The organism is Halorubrum ejinorense, assembly GCF_055389685.1.
The window spans coordinates 2,451,315-2,468,837 of record NZ_AP043777.1; the positions used below are offsets into that span (position 1 = coordinate 2,451,315).

The following is a 17,523-nucleotide window of genomic DNA, read 5'->3' on the forward strand; positions in this document are numbered from 1 at the left end:
CCCGCACGTTTAGCTCTTTTAGTCCGCCGTCGCCCCGCCCGCCACGTTGCCGGCGCGGCGCCGCACGGCTCGCCGTCGACGCGTTCGGTGCTCCGATCACTTGAGGCCGAACGCCCGCTCGAAGGCGGGCACGTTGATCTCGGTCATCTGTTCGAGGTAGCCGTAGTCTGCGTCGTTCCACTCCTCGGTCGTTCCGCCGGCCGGAGTGACCGCCCTCGTCTCCGTCGCGTCGCTGTTCTCGACTATCGTCTCGGCGAGCGTCGTCGACTCGAACCGGTCGTAGAGGACCGTGTCGATCCCCTCGGAGTTCACCAGTTCGATGGTGTCTGCGATCTCGCTCTGGCTCGGCTCGTTCTGCGGGGAGACGCCGACCGGCGAGTGGAGCCGGAACCCGTAGCGCGCCTCCAGGTACTGGAAGGAGTTGTGGCCCGCGATGACCGCCACGTCCCGGTCCGCGCTCTCGGCGATCGACTGAAATGCGGAGTCGACCGCGTCGAGCTCCTCGGCGTACGCGGCCGCGTTGTCGGCGTAGGCGTCGGCGTTTTCGGGGTCGGCCTCGCCGAGCCCGGTCGCGATGGTCTCGACCATCGTCGCCGCGAAGACCGGATCGACCCAGACGTGCGGGTCGTGCTGGCGGTCGTCGTCGTGACCGTCTTCGCCGCTCTCCTCGTCGTGACCGTCTTCGCCGCTCTCTTCGTCGTGCGAGTGGTCCCAGTCGAGGAGGTCGTCCTCGACGCCGGCGAGCGCGTCGACCACCGCGACGGAGTCGTAGTCGGCCTCGAGCGTCTCGGCGAGGTCCTGGGCCCACGCGAACTCGGGACTGTCGAGGTAGACGAACGCGTCCGTCGAGGCGACCTCCGCGGCGAGGGTCCCGTCCGGCGTCCAGCCGTGTCCCAGCCGACCGACCTCGACCGGGTCCTCGAAGCTCGCGCGGTCGGCCGCGACCTCGTTCGCCCAGTCGGTGAGCGTGAAGAAGGCGGTGTACCCGCCGTCGAACCCCGCGGAACCGCCGTCCGGGGCGCTCGAACACCCGGCGAGCGAAGCCGCCGCCCCGGCGGCCACCAGTCCGGCCCCGCGCTTCAGTACCGACCGCCGTGAGTGAGTCATACCTCCCTCTACCGCCGGTTAATAGAAAAAAGTTATTATTTCACAACTACAGATTAATAATAGGCTGCTCGAAAGCGGGGCGGATTAACAACTCGGCTCCGGAACCGGGGCCGCCGCCTCCGGATCACTCGGTGAGGTCGACGACGGTCGCGTCCGCGAGCTCGGCGAGCGTCTCAGGGTCGACCGCGAACACCGCGCTCGGCGTTCCCGCGGCGCCGTAGACGGTGTCGCACTCGGTGAGCGTCGGGTCGAAGACGGTCGGGAGCGCGGCGTCGTGACACAGCGGCGGAACGCCACCGATGCTCCACCCGACGACCTCGCGGATCCGCGCCGGGTCGGCCATCTCGACCTCGGCCGCTTCGAAGTGGGCCGCGACCGCGTCCAGGTCGAGCCGATTTGCGCCGCTCGTGATCGCGGCGACGAGACCGTCGGAAGAATCCTGACCGCCGGAGAGCGACACGACGATCGTCGACGCGATCGCGGCCGTTTCACAGCCGACAGCGTCGGCCGCCGCGGCCGCCGTCTCCGTGCCCGCCTCGAACTCTACCACGTCGGGCTCGAGGCCGTGACGTTCCCTCGCTCGCTCCGCGAACTCCGCGGCGCGTGGATGCATACTCACCGAGCCGCGTCCCGCCGGTATAAAGCCCCCGGAGCCGGTGAAACTGCGCCGTAAGTCCTCCCGGGAACGGCGTCAGCGGGTTCGAAGCTCGTCTTTGTCCTTGATCACGCGGACGTCGCCCTCGCCTGACGTGACCTCGTTGACGAGGTCATAGAGGTCGTTTTGAAGCCCGGCGGGGAAGGTGAGCACGCCGACCCACGAGCCGTCGTTCTGCCACTCCTCGCGTTCGAGGTCGCCGAACTCACGAATGCGCGCCTGGCCGGACCCCGCGTCGTCGGCCGGGAGCTGGACCGCCATCGTCACCTCCTCGAACCGGATCGGGATCACCGGACGGAGCGCGTCGAGCGCGTCGTCGACTTGGCTTTCCACCGGCTCCATCGGGTCGACCTGAAAGCCGGCCTCCTCCAGCGCGCGCTCGATCCGCTCGGGCGGGTGCGGCGAGTCGTCCATCTGCGGGTTCACCGCGTTGCGCGTGATGGTGTTGACGAGCTGGTTGTGCTTCCGCGCTTGCATCTCCTCGCGCTGCTCGGCGGTGATCTGTATCTCTCCCCGCTCGACTATCTCGGGGATGATCGCCATCGGGTCCGTGGTGCCGAAGACGGTCTCTAAGTCCTCCTCCGCTGGGCGGTCACCGCGCGAGGCGTTCTCGAAGACGTCCTCGGCCGCGATGACGTCCGCTAACTCGCCTTCGAACTCGCCGCGCCTGATCGCGAGCGCGGCGTCGGGGTCGATCAGGACTTCGAAGCGCTCCCCGTGTGACTCCAGTCGGGCCGTTACGGCCTCGTCGAGCGATATCATACCGAGAGCTACCACCCCCGCGGGCAAAAAGCCTCCCGCCGCGTCGGTCAGTCGTCCGCCGACGGTCGCTCGTCGTCCCACGCCGCGCGACACGCCTCCGAGCAGAAGTGGCGGTGGACGACGTCGGTGCCGTCGACCCACGTGATCGTCCGGTGCCCGGCGCCCAGCGCCGGGTCCCCACACGCCGCGCACCCGGGCGCGGACTCCTCGTCGACGTCTTCCTCGAGGTCCGAGGTCGGATCTACCATACCAGTGCGTTCGCCCGGGGGCACTTGAATCCGGGAAGGGCGGCAGTTCTGGCCACGGCCGTCGCGGCCGCCGGACCGACGCGACCTCGCGCGGTCGCCCGCACAGCCGAGGCCGACGCCGTCTGCGGTCTCTCGCGCGTGACGGCCGCGCCCTAGCGCGTCGTCCGGGCGTCGCGGTCGGTCGCCTTACGCGACGGGTGTTTGACGGTGATCTCTCGGTCCGCGCTCGGCCCGACGACGGTGCGCTCGCGCCCGTCCGGCCACCGCACGTCCACGCGCAGCGGCTCCGCGTTCGCGAGCCCGAAGTGCGCGACCGGCTCCGTCTGGCAGAGACAGCCGCCGCCGGCATCTATCGTCCGCCGCTGAACCCCGTCGACCGTCTCCAGGGTGACGACGGCGCCCCGGGCCGGCGCGCCGTGGCGCGTCGTCGGCCGCACGCGGAGCCACCCGTCGTCCGCCGCGTCCGGATCGCCGTACACCGTCACCGGCTGCGCGGCCACCTCCCCGTGAACGACGACGAGTTCGAGCGCGCCGTCGCCGTCGAGGTCGGCCGCGACCGCGCCCGTCCCGAACCCGTCCGGCTCCGCGGCCGCCCCGAGCGACGCGGGCTCCCAGCGCGGCGACTCGTCGGTCCGGTCGACCCGCTCGAACAGTCGGTTCTCGGCGTCGCAGACGTTGAAGAACAGCTCCTCGCGGCCGTCGTTGTCGAAGTCGGCGGCGACCACGGTCCGGACCGCCCCGATGTCGCGGAGCGCGGACGGGGCCACGTCCTCGTACCCGCCGTCGGGCGAACAGCGCAGGAGTCGGCTCGGCGCCGCCTCGTTGCCGACCGCGAGCGCGAACGTCCCTCCCTCGTCGACGAGCGCGGCGCCGCGCGTGTCGCCGCCGGGGTCCGAGAGCTCCGGCCCCCCGTCAGTCCGCGTGTAGTGGCCGTCGCGGTTGCTGAACAGTCGGTTCGGACCGCTCTCGACCCCCGCGAACAGGTCGCCCTCGCGGGAGCGGTACGGGACCGCGAGCAGCGACCGACAGCCGCCCTCGACCTCCAGCCCGACCGCCGCCGCCATGTCGGTGACCTCGCCGTCGTCGCCGAGTTCGTAGAACGCGAGCGGCGCGGCGTATCCGGAGACGGCGACCCCGTATCGCCCGGTCCCGAGCCGGTCGAGCGCGGCCACGGACCGCCCGGCGCGGACGTCGAGTCGATCCGCGTTCACCTCGCGGGCGAACACGTCGGTCCAGCGGTACCGGTCGGGCTCCAGTCGGCTCAAGAGGAGGTCCGGGTCGCCGCCGTCGACGCCGCGCGCGCAGTTGTGAACGTACACCTCCTCGCAGCCGTCGGCGTCGAGGTCGGCCGCGCAGACGCCCATCCCGTGGCGCGTCCCGTCGGCGACGATGCCGCAGGCGGTGTCGGTGAAGCGGTCTCCGTCCCGGGCGTAGAGCCGGTTCGGCTCGCCGTAGCCGGCGACGAAGACGAGCGGACCGTCGCGGCCGGGCGTCACCGCGACCCCGTATCCGCGCATCGGGCGTCCGTCGTCGACCAGCGCGGACCGCTCGGTGAACATGGCCGTCCGTCACCGCTCCGAGGATATGAACGCACGGGTTGGATACGGACGAAACTCGCCGAGAGAAATGATGGCTGAAGAACACGTCGGCGGAAAGTCGGCTACAGGTTCCGCTCGATGTAGCGGTTCACTCGGGAGATGCGCTCCGCGTCGAACGTCCACAGGCCGCGCCACGTCCGGGGGTCCGTCTCGACCGCGAGGAGCGCGACGCCGCCCTCGATTCCCCGTTCGAGGTCGCTGTCCGGATCGCTTTCGACTCGCTTCGGCCCCTCAGACGGGCGATACACCACGAACCAACTGTCCGTGAAGTCGCGGTCGTCGCCGGCGTGGATCACCGCGTCGAGGTCCCTCGGCAGTTCGTCCGCGACGCCGTAGAGGTGCGTGTCGACGCCGGTTCCGGTCACGCGCTCGTACACGTTCCGCGTGCCGACCTCGTCGTCGATCCGCGAGAGCCGCTGGAACGACGACCGCAGGGTCCCGTCGCCCGACAGCCACGCCGCCCGCTCGATGAACCGCGAGATGGTGATGAGAAGCAGCTTCTGCCGGTTCGACTCGGGATACCCCCGGAGCGTGAACGTCGCGTCGTTGAGGCCGCTTATCACGGAGGGGAGGTCAACGTCGCCGAGCGACCGACTCCCGGTGACGTACAGGTCGGAGTTGACGAACAACACCGCGTCGCCGAGTTCGGCGAGCGTCGATCCGGCCACCACATCGTCGCCTTCCATGAGCAGCACGAGGTTCTCGATATCGGCCGGGTCGCCGCCGTCGAACGGAATGTCCTCGCGGCGCCGGAGTACGTCCACGTCGAGCGAAACGTCGCCCTCCTCGACGTCCCCGTCCGCCGCGGTCAGGTCTCGGGCGGTCAGTCCCACGTCCCGGTCGGCGCCGATCGGTCCCGCCCCGTCGGTCGCGGGGCGGTCGCTCGGGTCCGGAACCGCGCTGGCGTCGGCCACCCGTACTACGTCGTCGCCGAACGTGTCCACGAGCATGTTCAAAACCGGGTCCGGGTCGGTGCGGTTGACGACGACCACGGAGCGCTCGGGCCCGTCGAAGCGATCGAGAAACTGTTCGAGAGTCACGTGCCCCACAGTGAGCGAGTTCGAATGTTAAGCGTTCTCGCGCAGTTATCGGGGCTGAGAACGAGCGCGAATCGGCTGCCGGTTCACCGGTCGCGTCCCGGGATTCGGTTACGCGACTTCCGCGTCTCACGCTCGGCGACCCGGCGATGAGACTCCGGGATCGGCTACGCGCCCAGCGTGTCCTCTAACAGCTGGAGCGGGTGTTCGATCTCGTAGCCCGTCCCGTGTTCCATCTGCATCGCGCAGGTCGGACACTCCGTCATCCCGACCTCGCCCTCGGCGTCTTCCATGTGCTCGAACATCTCCTCGCCGATCTCCATCGACTTCTCGTACTTCTCCTCCTTCCAACCGTAGGTGCCGGAGATCCCCGAACAGGAGTCGCCGACGTCCTCCATCCGGACGCCGTCGACGTCGCGGAACGTCTCGACGGCCTGCCGCGAGAGCCCCTGGTTGCGCGCGTGACACGGCGCGTGGTACGCGAACGCGCGCTCGTCGTCGAGCCCGCCTTGGGCCTCGAGTTCGCCCTCTAAGTCCTCGTGGATCCGGAGGTACTCCAGCGCCTCGAAGGTGTGCTCCGCGAGGTCCTCGATCCCGTGGAGGTCGAACAGCTCGGGGTACTCCTGTCGCAGCGACATCGAACAGGAGGTACAGGAGGCGATCACGTCGGCGCCCTCGCCGATGGCCTCGACGAGGTTCTCGACGTTCGTCTCGGCGTGCCGTCGCGCGTCCTTCAGCATCCCGTTCGCGAACATCGGCGTCCCCGAGCACTTCTGAGGCGGGACCATCACCTCGTATCCGAAGTGCTCGTAGACGCGGACCATCGCCTTGCCGACCTCGGGGGTGTTGTAGTTGGAGTAGCAGCCGTGGAAGTACGCCACGCGCTTGTCCGGGTTCTCCACCTGTGCGCCGCCGCGCGCCTTCCACCACTCGCGGAAGGTCTCCGTGGCGAACTCGGGGAAGTCGCGCTCCTTGGGGATCCCCATCACCTTCTCCATCGCCCACCGCGCCGGTCCGAAGTTCATCGCGAACGACGCCGTCCGCGGGAACATGCTCGCGAGGCTCGCCGACGTGCGGTAGTTGGCGAGGATTCGGTTCCGGACGTACTCGACCGAGAGCTTCTCCATCTGCCGTTCGACGAACTGCCCGCGGGCCTCGTTGTGCATCTGCGAGAGCGGCACCGAAGAGGGGCACGCGTCGTCACAGCGCATACAGTTCGAACAGGAGGTGATCGACTCGTCGATGTCGTGGTCGTCCTTCCGCTTGAGCCGCCACTGCTCGGGGCCCTGGAACTTCGGCCCGGGGAACTCGTCGTCGACCTCCGCCACCGGACAGGAGGTGTCACAGCTGGTACACTTGTAACAGGAGTCGGCCCCTTCACGGAGGTCGAGGTCGCCGCCCGGGAACACGTCGACGGGGTCGTACGCGTCGGGGTCGAGGTCGGTCGAGTCGGTCCCGCCGGTCGCGCTCTCGACGCCGCCGTCGGTCGCGGCGCGGTCCGCGGCGGAGTCATCCGCGGTCCCGGCTCTCCGCCCCTCACCCGCGTCCGTCTCCCCCTCGTCGGGGACGAATATCGACGGCTGCTCGTCGCGGCCCGCCTCCGGGACGCCGGGGCTCGGCGCTCCGCAGCCGCAGTTGTCGCCACACGACTCTCCGCCGTCGCCGTCGTCCGTGTCTCGTGTCATCGGTTTGCCTCCATGGCCGCCTGCCGTCCGGCCGTCAGGCCGGTCGCGAGCGACACCCCGCTCGCGGACTTCTCTCTCGCCGCGTCAGCGCCGCCGACGACGCCGCCGGCCGCGAAGACGTTCTCGTACTGTACCTCGCCGTCCGCGTCCAGCGGTCTGGTCCGCTCGTCGGGTCGGACCCCGAACCGCGCGTACGGCTGGTCGCCGAACGCGTCGTCGACGAACCACTCGTAGCGGTCGTCGGGCTGGTCGACGTGGCAGTCGAACACGGGCTCGCGAACGCCCTCGCGGTCCGAGTCCAGCCCCTTCCCGACGAGCCCGCCGGTCGCCAGCACGAACGCGTCCGCCCCGTACGGCGCCGTTCGTCCCTTCCGATCGACGGCGATCGTCTCGACGCGGCCGTCGGTCGCCGACTCGACGCCGACCACGGGGTTGCCGGTCTCGAACCGGACGCCCTCGGCGTCGAGCGCGTCGAACAGCCGGTCCTCCAGTCGGAGTCCGGGGAGGCTCGGTGGCCCGGTCGGGATCTCGAAGACGTCGGCGCCGAGTCGGTCGGCCAACTCTGCGCGGACCTCCTCGCCGCGGTCGTCGCCGAGGAACGCCGGGAAGCCAACGCGCTCGACGCGGTCGACGCCGCCCGACTCGTCGACCACGTCGTGGAGGTGGGGCGCGACCGCCTTCGCGAGCGCCTCGCGGGCGGGGACGCCCTCGATGTCCTCGTCGTGGTCGAGCGCCTTCGCGACCCGGGTGATCTTCGCGTCGGCCCGGAACGCCTCCGCGAACTCGACCTCGACGCCCGCCACGTCGAAGGGAACGCCCGCCGCCTCCAGCCGGCCGGCGAAGGCGCGGGCGTCGTACTCGGTCAGCGAGCGGAACCCGACGACGAGCATCGGCCGGTCGTCGCTCGCGAGGCCCGCCTCGGCGGCCGCGGGGTAGCGCGCGGTCGGCTTCACCGCCCCGCCGAACGTCGGGACGAGGGCGTTGCTGTCGGTGTGGCCGCCGCGGTACGCGTCGCCGGCGAGGTCGTCGAACAGCGCCAACCCGTCGCGTAAGGCGTCGGCGCCGACGACTCGGTACGGGTGCGACTCGGGCAGCCTGTCGATACCTTCGAAGGGGTCGGCGAGCGGTCCCTCCGGGTCGGGCCACTCGTCGCGGTCGAGTTCGCGGCCCGCGGTCGGCGGCCCGTCGCGGAGCGGTTTCGCCGGCTCGGTCGCCGGGACGTAGCCGAGCGCGTCGATCAGCCCCGACGCCTGCCGGAGCGTGCTCGCCTTGTGCGAGACGAGTCGCACGTCCGCGCCCTCGCGGGCCGCGGAGACGGCGGCCGAGACCGCGGCGAGGCCGCCCCCGATCACGAGGACGTCGCTGTTGATCGCCATCAGCGCCCTCCGTCGGCGGTCGTATCGTCCGCTGCGCGACCACCGTCGGCGGTCGTATCGTCCGCTGCGCGACCACCGTCGGTGCTCACGTCGTCCGTTGCGCGACCACCGTCGGTGCTCACGTCGTCCGTTGCGCGACCACCGTCCGCCGCCGCGGTCCCCGGCGACCCGGACTCGTCGGTGCCGGCCGGGCCCGACCCGGCGCCGGCGTCGAACGCGCCGAAGTCGACCGACTCGTCTAAGTTCGCCGGGTCGCCGTCGCGGTTCATGGTCGTCGCGTGAAGCATGTGGTTCAACATCGCCTGCGAGAGCTGTTCGCCCCAGAGGGCGTGTCGCTGGCCCTTCCAGCGCTCCTGATACAGCTCGTCTTCCGCGTCGCGGACCACCGGTTCGGGGTACTCCTGTGCGAGCTCCGACGCGATCCGATGCGTACAGAAGCCGCCCTGGCAGTTCCCCATCGAGGCGCGGGTCCGCAGTCGGACCGCGTTGAGGTCGGAGCCGGCGTCGTCGATGGCGTCTTGGACCTCCGCGCGGGTCACGCTCTCGCAGTTACAGACGATCGGGTTCGGGTCGGCGGTGTCGAGCACGTCGTCCGCGCGCGACCCGAGCCGCTGTCCCGAACGCCGCGCGACGGGCGAGCGCAGCCCGAACTCGTCCATCAGCTCCTCCATCCGCGCGTCGCTCTCCGAGCCCGGCAGCGGTGCTTCGGCGGTGTCGCAGGTCGCCTCGTGGCCGAGCGTCTCGCAGACGTGGTCGGAGATGGACTCGGCCATCATCCGGTAGGTGGTGAGCTTCCCGCCGACGATGGTCGTCATCCCCGGGAGGTCGTCGCGGTCGCCGTGGTCTAAGAGGAAGTAGTCGCGCGTGATGTCCGTCGGGTCCTCGGTGCCGGTTCCCGGGGGTTCATACAGCGGTCTGACGCCCCAGAAGGAGCGGAGCGTCCGGGCGTCTTCGAGCGCGGGCACCAGCTCGGAGAGCGTCTCGATCATCAGGTCGACCTCCCAGTCCTCCTCGGGGTAGTCCTCGGGGTCGTCGACCTCCTCGTCGGTCGTCCCGAGGATACAGGCCGTCTCGTGGGGGACGATGATGTCGGCGTCGCCCTTCGGCCGACAGCGGTTGATCACCGTGTCGACCTGCCGGGTGTTCATCACCGTCATCACGCCCTTCGAGGGGCGCACCTCGACGTCGACGCCGGCCATCTCGCCGACGTTACCCGCCCACGCGCCGGTTGCGTTGATCACGTGGCGCGCGCGTATCTCCTCGGTCGCCCCCGGCTCCCGGTGGACGCGCTTGCCCGGGCCGGTCTCGTGTTCGATCTCGACGCCGACGACCTCGCCGCCCTCGACGAGCACGTCCGTCACCGGGGCGTGGGTCTCGATCCGGGCGCCGTGCTCGCGGGCGTCCGCGGCGTTCGACACGCAGAGCCGGAACGGGTCGACCGCGCCGTCCGGCAGCGCGATGGCCTTCTCCACGTCACGCGCGAGGTAGGGCTCGCGGCGGCGCGCCTCCTCGCCGTCGATCACCTCGGCGGGGATGTCGCAGGCCCGACAGCCCTCCAGTTTCTCTTGGAAGTACTCCTCTGAGTCCTCCGGCCGCTTGACGAACAGGCCGCCGGTCTCCTCGACGCAGTGGCCCGCGATGTCGCGGAGCACCCGATTCTCCTCGATACACTCCGTCGCGCTCTTCTGGTCCGAGACCGCGTACCGGCCCCCGCTGTGCAGGAGGCCGTGCATCCGCCCGGTCGTGCCGTGCGTCAGGTTCCCCTTCTCGACGAGTACCGCGTCGAGCCCGCGTCGAGCCAGGTCCCTGACGACGCCGCATCCCGTCGACCCCCCACCGACGACGACGACGTCCACTTGTCTGTCCATGCTCGCCACTTGGACCCCGACCACTTTACTTTACCTCCCGGCGCGCCCTACCCATAACTATCAGGGACATTCAAGTAGTGTAGCGGCTGCCTTTGCCGTCAGAATTATATACTAGACTTTATGATTCGGGCCGATGTTCGGATTTCAACAGGAAGTTTATTATGGTAGTACATTATGTTCACGACCGGCGTGGTAGCTTCCGTGAAGATATGCCGCGGCGGCGATACGCGGTGCGGCCGACCCGGACCGGCTCCGGACGGACCGTGTCCGGTCGCCGCGCGACGCGGTGACGAACGCGGTTACGGGGTCGCTCTCGGCGGTGAGCGCGACCTCGTCACCACCGCGCACGGACCAGCGCCACAGGAGGGATCCACAACATGACACAATACGTCGGTGCGATAGACCAAGGCACGACCGGCACCCGATTCATGGTGTTCGACCATGAGGGCCAAGTCGTCGCGAACGCGTACGAACAGCACGAACAGATCTACCCGAACCCGGGTTGGGTCGAACACGACCCGATCGAGATCTGGGAGAACACGCAGCAGGTCGTTCTTGACGGGCTCGCGGACGCGGGGCTCGAAGCCGAACAGCTCGACGCGATCGGCATCACGAACCAGCGCGAGACGACCATCGTGTGGGACAAAGACTCCGGGAAGCCGGTCCACAACGCCCTCGTGTGGCAGGACCGGCGGACGACGGACCGCGTCGAGGAGATCCAGGAGGCGGGCAAGGTCGAGGAGATCCGCGAGAAGACCGGTCTGGAGTGTGACGCGTACTTCTCCGCGACGAAGACCGAGTGGATTCTCGACAACGCCGAGCCGCTCAAGATGCAGAGTTCCCGCGGCGGCGACCTCCGCGACCGGGCTCGCGAGGGCGAGCTCATCATGGGAACGATCGACGCGTGGCTCATCTACAACTTGACGGGCAACCACATCACGGACGTCACGAACGCCTCCCGGACGATGCTGTACAACATCCGGGAGATGGAGTGGGACGACGAGCTCCTAGACGAGTTCGACGTGCCGAAGGAGATGGTCCCCGAGGTACGCCCCTCGTCCGACGAGGACTACTACGGGCACACCGACGCCGACGGCTTCCTCGGCGCCGAGGTCCCGGTCGCCGGCGCGCTCGGCGACCAGCAGGCCGCGCTGTTCGGCCAGACCTGCTTCGACGAGGGCGACGCGAAGAACACGTACGGCACCGGTTCGTTCTACCTGATGAACACGGGCAACGAGGCCGTCAAGTCCGACCACGGACTCCTGACGACCATCGGGTTCCAGATGTCCGGCGAGCCCGTCCAGTACGCGCTGGAAGGCTCCATCTTCATCACCGGCGCCGCGATCGAGTGGCTCGAAGACGTCGACCTGATCAACAACGCGGCACAGACCGCGGAGCTCGCCCGCTCGGTCGACTCGACCGACGGCGTCTACATGGTCCCGGCGTTCACCGGGCTCGGCGCGCCGCACTGGGACGGACGCGCACGCGGTACCATCGTCGGGATGACCCGCGGCACGAGCAAGGAACACATCGTTCGGGCGACGCTCGAGAGCATCGCCTACCAGACCCGCGACATCGCCGAGGCGATGGAGGCCGACTCCGGCGTGGAGACGACGAGCCTGCGCGTCGACGGCGGCGCGGTCAAGAACAACTTCCTCTGTCAGCTTCAGTCCGACATCATCCAGACGGACATCGCCCGGCCGGAGGTCGACGAGACCACCGCGCTCGGCTCGGCGTACGCGGCCGGCCTCGCCGTCGGTTACTGGGACAACGTCGACGAACTTCGCGACAACTGGCAGATCGACCGCGAGTTCAGTCCGGAGAAGAGCCAAAAAGAGGTCGACAAGCTCTACAGCCGCTGGGACGACGCGGTCGACCGCTCCCGCGACTGGGCGCAGGACGACGAGGAGGAGGAGTAGATGAGCGTCGAACTGCTCCCGGAGCTGACCGTCGCGGCCGACACGCTGCTTCAGGTCGGCTACGAACCGGGTGCACCTACCGACGTCATCCAGAGTCTCACCAGTCCGGGGATACTCCTCGGCGCGCTCGCGGGAGGCGCGTTCGGTGCGGCGCTCGGCGCGCTACCGGCGTTCATCTTCACCGGCTTCCTCGTGATCGGCGGGTCGCTCGGCGGCGGCGGCTTCGGTGTCGACGTCGGCTTCGGTCCCGTCTTCGGGCCGCACATCTCCTTCGCGGGCGGTGTCGCGGCCGCCGGCTACGCGGCAAACAAGGGCTATATGGAGTCCGGATTCGACTACCACAACGCGAAGGACATCGGCTTCGCGTTGGGGAGTAAACCGGACGTCCTCGCCGTGGGCGCCGTCTTCGGGATCTTCGGCGTCCTCATCGAGCAGCTCTCCCGACAGCTCGCGCTCCCGGTCGACCCGATCCCGGTGAGCATCGTGATCAGCGCCATCGTCGTCAGGGCCGTCTTCGGCTACAGCATCATCGGCACGGTCAGCGACAAGGCGAACGGCTACTTCGACATGGGGCCGTTCGAGCGCGAGGAGATGCGCGAGCCCGGAGAGGTCAAAGGCGACGGCGGCAAGGCGAGCGAGGACCGCCTCGCCGTCGAGCCGTGGCTGCCCAACATGTACAAGTGGTCGCACGTCGCCGCGATCGGCTTCTTCACCGGTCTCGGAGCGGGCGTCATCACGTACAACATGATCAGCGGCGGCCACGGTCTCATCGCCGTGTTCGCCGGCTTCGGGATCAGCGCGGCGTCGCTGCTGTTCTTGAACCTCGGCGTCGACCGCATCCCCGTCACGCACCACATGACGCTGGCGGGCGCGACCGCCTTCCTCTCGACGTGGGAAGAGGGAATCCTCATGCTCACCGACCTGTCGGCCGCGGACCTGACCGCGCCGCTGGCGTTCGGCGCCGCGCCGGCGCTGCTCTTCGGCGCGGTGTTCGGCCTGTTCTCGGCCCTCGTCGGTGAGGCGAGTCAGCGCGTGTTCTACGCGCACTCCGACACCCACTTCGACCCGCCGGCGGCCGCCATCGTGGTCTGGACGCTGACGATCGGGCTGCTGGTCATCGCCGGCCTGCTCAACTGGGGCGTCTGGATCCCCGGCACGGGAATCTAACGCAGCCTCACCCCCGGCAGTATCCTTTTATCATGGAACGTCGCTCATCCGCGGTCGCTCGGAATCAGTCGGAGAGCGTTCCGCACGCGACCACAGCCGAGCGTGTACGCCACTCAGTCGGGGAGCAGCACCGAGAGCCCGAGAAATCCGACCACGCCGACGCCCGTCGCGGCGACGGCGACGGTGACGATCTCGCCGCCGAGGTACCGGCCGATCAGCGCGACCGCGCCGGCCGCCGCGAGCGCGACGCCGATCGCGCCGTGGTGGAAACTCCCGGCGGTCGGCTGGTCGGCGATCGTCACCGCGTCGTCGTCGACGAAGACGCGGACGCCCCACCAGACGGACGCGAAGCGGACGCCGATCCCGAACGCGGCCGCGGCGATCGAGACGAACTCGATCTCGCCGATCGTAAGTATTCCGGCACCGAACGCGACCAGCGTCGTCAGGACGGCGACCACCTTGCTTCGGTCGTCGACCGTGTGCAGCGTTTTCACGGCCGGGTCGTTCGACATACGGGCCGTAGTTCGCCCGACGGTGGTATAGGTTTCCATCGGTCCGGCTCCTCCCCCGCGCCGGCGTCGGCCGCGCGCGCCGCCGCCCCGCCGCACCGCGGTTTCGGATCGAACGGTGGGTATTTATCCGCCGCGAGCGGGATGGGGAGCTATGTTGGATCGGCTCGGGTTCGAGCGGAAGGACCGACGGAACCTCCTCGTCGTGATGGCGGTCGTGGCGACCGTGATGGCGGTCGTCTCGTCGGGGACGCCCCTCGTTCGGCTCGTCGTCGGACTGATAGCCGGCCTCATCAGCGGGTCGGTCTTCGTGGTCTCGACGGTGGTCATCAACCGCTACAAGCCCGCACACTGGTGATCGCCGGCCGGCACCTACCGCGGCGGAACCGAGCGGGAGCGGCTCGAGACGGTCACGAGCCGCGCTCCCGGCGACGAACTCCGGAGGGGCGGCCGTGAACATCGACGACCGGATCGAGCGTCGGCTCGGCTACGACGCGGGCATGAGCGTGCTCGTCGACTTCGAGGCCGTGTCGCCGGTCTCTCACGCGGAGTCGCCGATCGGTCGCGGCCCGGCGATAGAGCGTCTCCTCGACGTGTTCGCGCCCGCCTTTTCCGGGTCGCTCCCGCCGACGGCCTACGTGTACGGTCCGAAGGGGAGCGGGAAGTCCGCGGTCGTCTCCGCGCTCTTCGACCGGCTCGCGAGCCACAGCGGCCCGCGGCGAGCCATTCAGACGACGACGCGGGCGGTCGAGCCGACGATCCCCGGGTTCGTCTACGTCGACGCCCGCGAGGCGTCGACCCGCTTCCGGCTGTACCACGCGATGCTGGCCGCGATGAGCGACGAGCCCGTTCCGGACCACGGGATCGGCACCGACGACCTGGCGGAGTCGCTGCGCGACGCGATGCGTACCGGTCCGGAGCTCGTCGTCGCCGTCGACCACACGAACGAGCCCGAGACGCCCACGCCGACGACGCTGATCGACTGGCTCACCGACGTCGGGGAGCGACTCACGTCGGTGTGTCTCGGCCGCGACCCGCCCGACTCGATCGACTGGATGCCGGAGACGACCGTCGAGTTCTCGAAGTACCGCCGCCACGTGCTCGTCGAGCTGTTGACGAGCCGGTGTTCGACGGGTCTCGGCCGGGACGCGCTCTCTCACGACCAGATCCGAGAGATCGTCGAGTGGGCCGCGGGCGACGCCCACGACGCGCTCGCCGCCGTGATGGGCGCGGCCGTCAGCGCGGAGCGCGCGGGCGCGTCCACCGTCCGGTCGCGGGACGTCGACGCCGGAATCGAAGGGGTACCCCGCCCGTGCGTGGCGCTGGGCCGCGTCCTCGCGCTCCCGGAGAGCCGCCAGCGACTCCTCTACGAGCTCGCCGGCCTCTCCGAGTCGGAGCGCTCCACGGTCGGAGAGGCGACGGAAGCGATCGCGGCGCGTCCGGGCGTCGACCTCTCGGCGTCGACGGTGCGGCGCGTGCTCTACGAGCTGGCCGACGGCGGCCTGCTCGAACGCGTCACCGTCCATCAGAGCGACGGGAAGGGCCGCCCGCCGAGCCGACTGGTGCCGCTATTCCCGACGGTCGTCTTCCGCGAGCTGTTCGACCGGCGCGTCCGGGCCGGATAGCCGCCGCGCGGACGGCCACCGCGCGGGCGCCCCTTCTCGAACGGAAGACAGTTGTCGCCGAGTCTCCGACTCTGGATATATGGTTCCGCCCCTGGCGCTCGACATCGACGGGACGTTGACGACGCCGACCGGCCGCGTCGACCCCCGCGTCTTCGAGCTGTTGCCCGCGTGGGACGCGCCGGTCGTGTTCGCCACCGGGAAGGCGTTCCCCTACCCGGTCGCGCTGGCGCACTTCCTCGGCCGCGAGGAGACCGTGATCGCTGAGAACGGCGGCGTCGCGTACGTCGACGGCGAGACGACGATCGTCGGCGACCCGGACGCGGCGTGGGCCGTCGTCGAGGCGTTCCGCGAGCGCGGCGGGGCGGTCGGCTGGGGCGACGGCGACACGGTGAACCGCTGGCGCGAGACTGAGGTTGCGGTCTCGCCCGACGCCGACGAGGCGCTCTTACGCGAGGTCGCGGCCGCCGCGGGCGGCGACGTGGAGGTCGTGGACACCGGGTACGCCTTCCACGTCAAGTCCGCCGGCGTGAGCAAGGGTCGGGCGCTCGAACGCGTCGCCGCCGCGCTCGATATCGACCCCGAGTCGTTCGTCGCGGTCGGCGACAGCGAGAACGACGTCTCGACGTTCGGCGTCGCCGGCGAGTCGTACGCGGTCGCCAACGCGGACGACGCGGCCCGCGAGGCGGCCGACGAGGTGGTGGCGGAGGGGTACATGGACGGCACCGCCGCGGTGTTGGCTTCGCTGCGCGAGCGCGCTCGATAGTCCGTACCCGACGGCGGAGCGCGTCCACTCTGCTCAGCTCGTCCCGGCGACTCCGGGGGGACGCGCACGGGTCATCAGCTCGATTCGGAGGGAATCGCCCTCGTGGTCAGGATCCCGCTCACGCGTCCGTCACGGCCGCGAGTTCGCGGAGCGAGCCGATTTCGTGGGTGGGCGTGACGGAGAGGGTCGTCTCGCGGCAGTGTGGCCGTCGGACGAACGCCGAGTCCAACCCGGCCCGGTGGGCCGCTCTCACGTCGCTCTCGCTGTCGCCGACGTAGAGCGCCGACTCGGCGCCGAGCTCCGCGACCGCCCGGTCGAGATAGTGCGTGTTCGGTTTCTTCAGGTCCAGGCTCTCGACCGTCTTCTCCCGGCCGTGATAGGTGTCGAACGCGTGCCGCAGGCCGAAGAAGTCCAACACGAACTCGACCGTGCTGTGGTGGTTGTTGCTCACGACGCCGCGGGGTCGATCGAGGTTCGTGACGCTCTGAACGTCGTCGTAGAGCGTGCGTGACCCCGACTCGAACTTCTCGAACTGAGACTGCTCGTCCAGCCGCTCGCGGGCTCGCCAGAACGCCTCCACGTCGACGCCGTAGGCGGCACACATCTCACGCAGTCTGTCGACGGTCGTCCCGCGTACGACGTCGTCGACGTGTGCTTGGTTCGGGTCTCGAACGCCCACCTCCTCGAACGCTTCTCGCGTCGCTTCGACCGCCGTCTCGTGGGCCGGCGGCTCGACTAAGACGCCGTCGTTGTCGAAGAGAATCGCGTCGTATCCGGTCACGGCCTCGGTGTTTCCCAAAACCCGGATTAATCGTTTCGGTGTCCCGGTCCGCCCGGCGACACGATGGCCGCGTCGAGCGGGTGGCGTCGTAGACCGGCGACCGCGGCGATCACTCCTCGCCGTACGGATACCGCGCCGTCGCGCCGCACTCCAGACAGCGGACGACGACGCGCCCGGGTCGCGTCCGGACGCGACTCGTCCTCGCCGGCCGGAGGTAGACGGCGCAGTCGTCGCAGGCGCGTCTGGAGAGTTCGGTCGGGATCCCACACCGGTTCCGCTCCGCGATCCGGCGGGCGCGGGCGACGTACTCCCGGGCGCGGTCGTACTCGTCGTCGACGACCGCCTCGCGGGCGAGCGCGAACAGTCGCTCGATCCGCTCCGCCGGAATTCCCATGTCACGACGGCGGGGGCGCGCCGGCAAAG

17 protein-coding genes are annotated in these 17,523 nt (G+C 69.7%); 5 read left to right on the top strand and 12 right to left on the bottom strand.

Features of this window, described 5'->3' with window-relative positions:
• Positions 1 to 96: 96 nt before the first annotated feature.
• The 9 genes from ACZ5KW_RS13600 to glpA all read right to left on the bottom strand — a co-directional run bounded on the left by ACZ5KW_RS13600 (position 97) and on the right by glpA (position 10,336).
• Complete coding sequence (locus ACZ5KW_RS13600) at positions 97 to 1,107, bottom strand: metal ABC transporter solute-binding protein, Zn/Mn family (protein ID WP_343778329.1); 1,011 nt, start codon at positions 1,105 to 1,107, stop codon at positions 97 to 99.
• A gap of 124 nt (positions 1,108 to 1,231) precedes the next feature.
• Entirely contained in the window at positions 1,232 to 1,720 is a 489-nt protein-coding gene (locus ACZ5KW_RS13605) for a YbaK/EbsC family protein (protein ID WP_343778328.1), read from the bottom strand.
• Between the two features lie 78 nt (positions 1,721 to 1,798).
• Positions 1,799 to 2,524 carry a ribosome assembly factor SBDS gene (locus tag ACZ5KW_RS13610; protein ID WP_343778326.1) on the bottom strand — a complete coding sequence of 242 codons (726 nt, stop codon included), beginning with the start codon at positions 2,522 to 2,524 and terminating at the stop codon, positions 1,799 to 1,801.
• Positions 2,525 to 2,571: 47 nt separating this feature from the next.
• A complete protein-coding gene (locus ACZ5KW_RS13615; protein ID WP_343778324.1) occupies positions 2,572 to 2,772 on the bottom strand; it encodes a DUF7576 family protein in 201 nt (66 codons plus the stop codon).
• A 152-nt stretch (positions 2,773 to 2,924) separates the two neighbouring features.
• Positions 2,925 to 4,331 (bottom strand): CRTAC1 family protein, encoded by a 1,407-nt coding sequence (locus tag ACZ5KW_RS13620; protein ID WP_343778323.1) that lies wholly within the window; start codon positions 4,329 to 4,331, stop codon positions 2,925 to 2,927.
• Between the two features lie 101 nt (positions 4,332 to 4,432).
• Positions 4,433 to 5,410, bottom strand: a complete 978-nt coding sequence (locus ACZ5KW_RS13625) for a hypothetical protein (RefSeq protein ID WP_343778322.1) — start codon at positions 5,408 to 5,410, stop codon at positions 4,433 to 4,435.
• A 164-nt stretch (positions 5,411 to 5,574) separates the two neighbouring features.
• Positions 5,575 to 7,092: an anaerobic glycerol-3-phosphate dehydrogenase subunit C gene (locus ACZ5KW_RS13630; RefSeq protein ID WP_343778321.1), complete on the bottom strand. Its 1,518-nt coding sequence runs from the start codon at positions 7,090 to 7,092 to the stop codon at positions 5,575 to 5,577.
• Positions 7,089 to 8,468, bottom strand: coding sequence for a glycerol-3-phosphate dehydrogenase subunit GlpB (glpB, locus tag ACZ5KW_RS13635; RefSeq protein ID WP_343778320.1), 1,380 nt, complete (start codon positions 8,466 to 8,468; stop codon positions 7,089 to 7,091). Before glpB ends, ACZ5KW_RS13630 begins: the two co-directional genes overlap by 4 nt.
• Positions 8,468 to 10,336 carry an anaerobic glycerol-3-phosphate dehydrogenase subunit GlpA gene (glpA, locus tag ACZ5KW_RS13640; protein ID WP_343778319.1) on the bottom strand — a complete coding sequence of 623 codons (1,869 nt, stop codon included), beginning with the start codon at positions 10,334 to 10,336 and terminating at the stop codon, positions 8,468 to 8,470. Before glpA ends, glpB begins: the two co-directional genes overlap by 1 nt.
• A 377-nt stretch (positions 10,337 to 10,713) precedes the next feature.
• On the opposite strand from glpA, the gene glpK reads away from it, so the two are divergent.
• Both glpK and ACZ5KW_RS13650 read left to right on the top strand, forming a co-directional pair.
• Positions 10,714 to 12,255, top strand: coding sequence for a glycerol kinase GlpK (gene glpK / locus ACZ5KW_RS13645; RefSeq protein ID WP_343778318.1), 1,542 nt, complete (start codon positions 10,714 to 10,716; stop codon positions 12,253 to 12,255).
• Complete coding sequence (locus ACZ5KW_RS13650) at positions 12,256 to 13,422, top strand: DUF7973 family transport facilitator (protein ID WP_343778317.1); 1,167 nt, start codon at positions 12,256 to 12,258, stop codon at positions 13,420 to 13,422.
• Between the two features lie 113 nt (positions 13,423 to 13,535).
• Here the strand turns inward: ACZ5KW_RS13650 and ACZ5KW_RS13655 are convergent, their stop codons facing one another.
• Positions 13,536 to 13,934, bottom strand: a complete 399-nt coding sequence (locus ACZ5KW_RS13655) for a hypothetical protein (RefSeq protein ID WP_343778316.1) — start codon at positions 13,932 to 13,934, stop codon at positions 13,536 to 13,538.
• A 151-nt stretch (positions 13,935 to 14,085) separates the two neighbouring features.
• Here ACZ5KW_RS13655 and ACZ5KW_RS13660 point away from each other — a divergent pair, with 151 nt between their 5' ends.
• The 3 genes from ACZ5KW_RS13660 (at position 14,086) to ACZ5KW_RS13670 (ending at position 16,319) form a co-directional block, all read left to right on the top strand.
• Positions 14,086 to 14,289, top strand: a complete 204-nt coding sequence (locus ACZ5KW_RS13660) for a hypothetical protein (RefSeq protein ID WP_343778315.1) — start codon at positions 14,086 to 14,088, stop codon at positions 14,287 to 14,289.
• Positions 14,290 to 14,383: 94 nt separating this feature from the next.
• Positions 14,384 to 15,556, top strand: coding sequence for a Cdc6/Cdc18 family protein (locus ACZ5KW_RS13665; RefSeq protein ID WP_343778314.1), 1,173 nt, complete (start codon positions 14,384 to 14,386; stop codon positions 15,554 to 15,556).
• 79 nt (positions 15,557 to 15,635) lie between these two features.
• A complete protein-coding gene (locus ACZ5KW_RS13670; protein WP_343778313.1) occupies positions 15,636 to 16,319 on the top strand; it encodes an HAD-IIB family hydrolase in 684 nt (227 codons plus the stop codon).
• A gap of 118 nt (positions 16,320 to 16,437) precedes the next feature.
• Here ACZ5KW_RS13670 and ACZ5KW_RS13675 read toward each other — a convergent pair whose 3' ends face one another.
• Both ACZ5KW_RS13675 and ACZ5KW_RS13680 read right to left on the bottom strand, forming a co-directional pair.
• Positions 16,438 to 17,100: an HAD family hydrolase gene (locus ACZ5KW_RS13675; protein WP_343778312.1), complete on the bottom strand. Its 663-nt coding sequence runs from the start codon at positions 17,098 to 17,100 to the stop codon at positions 16,438 to 16,440.
• A gap of 109 nt (positions 17,101 to 17,209) precedes the next feature.
• Positions 17,210 to 17,494, bottom strand: coding sequence for a ribonuclease P protein component 4 (locus ACZ5KW_RS13680; protein WP_343778310.1), 285 nt, complete (start codon positions 17,492 to 17,494; stop codon positions 17,210 to 17,212).
• Positions 17,495 to 17,523: the final 29 nt, after the last annotated feature.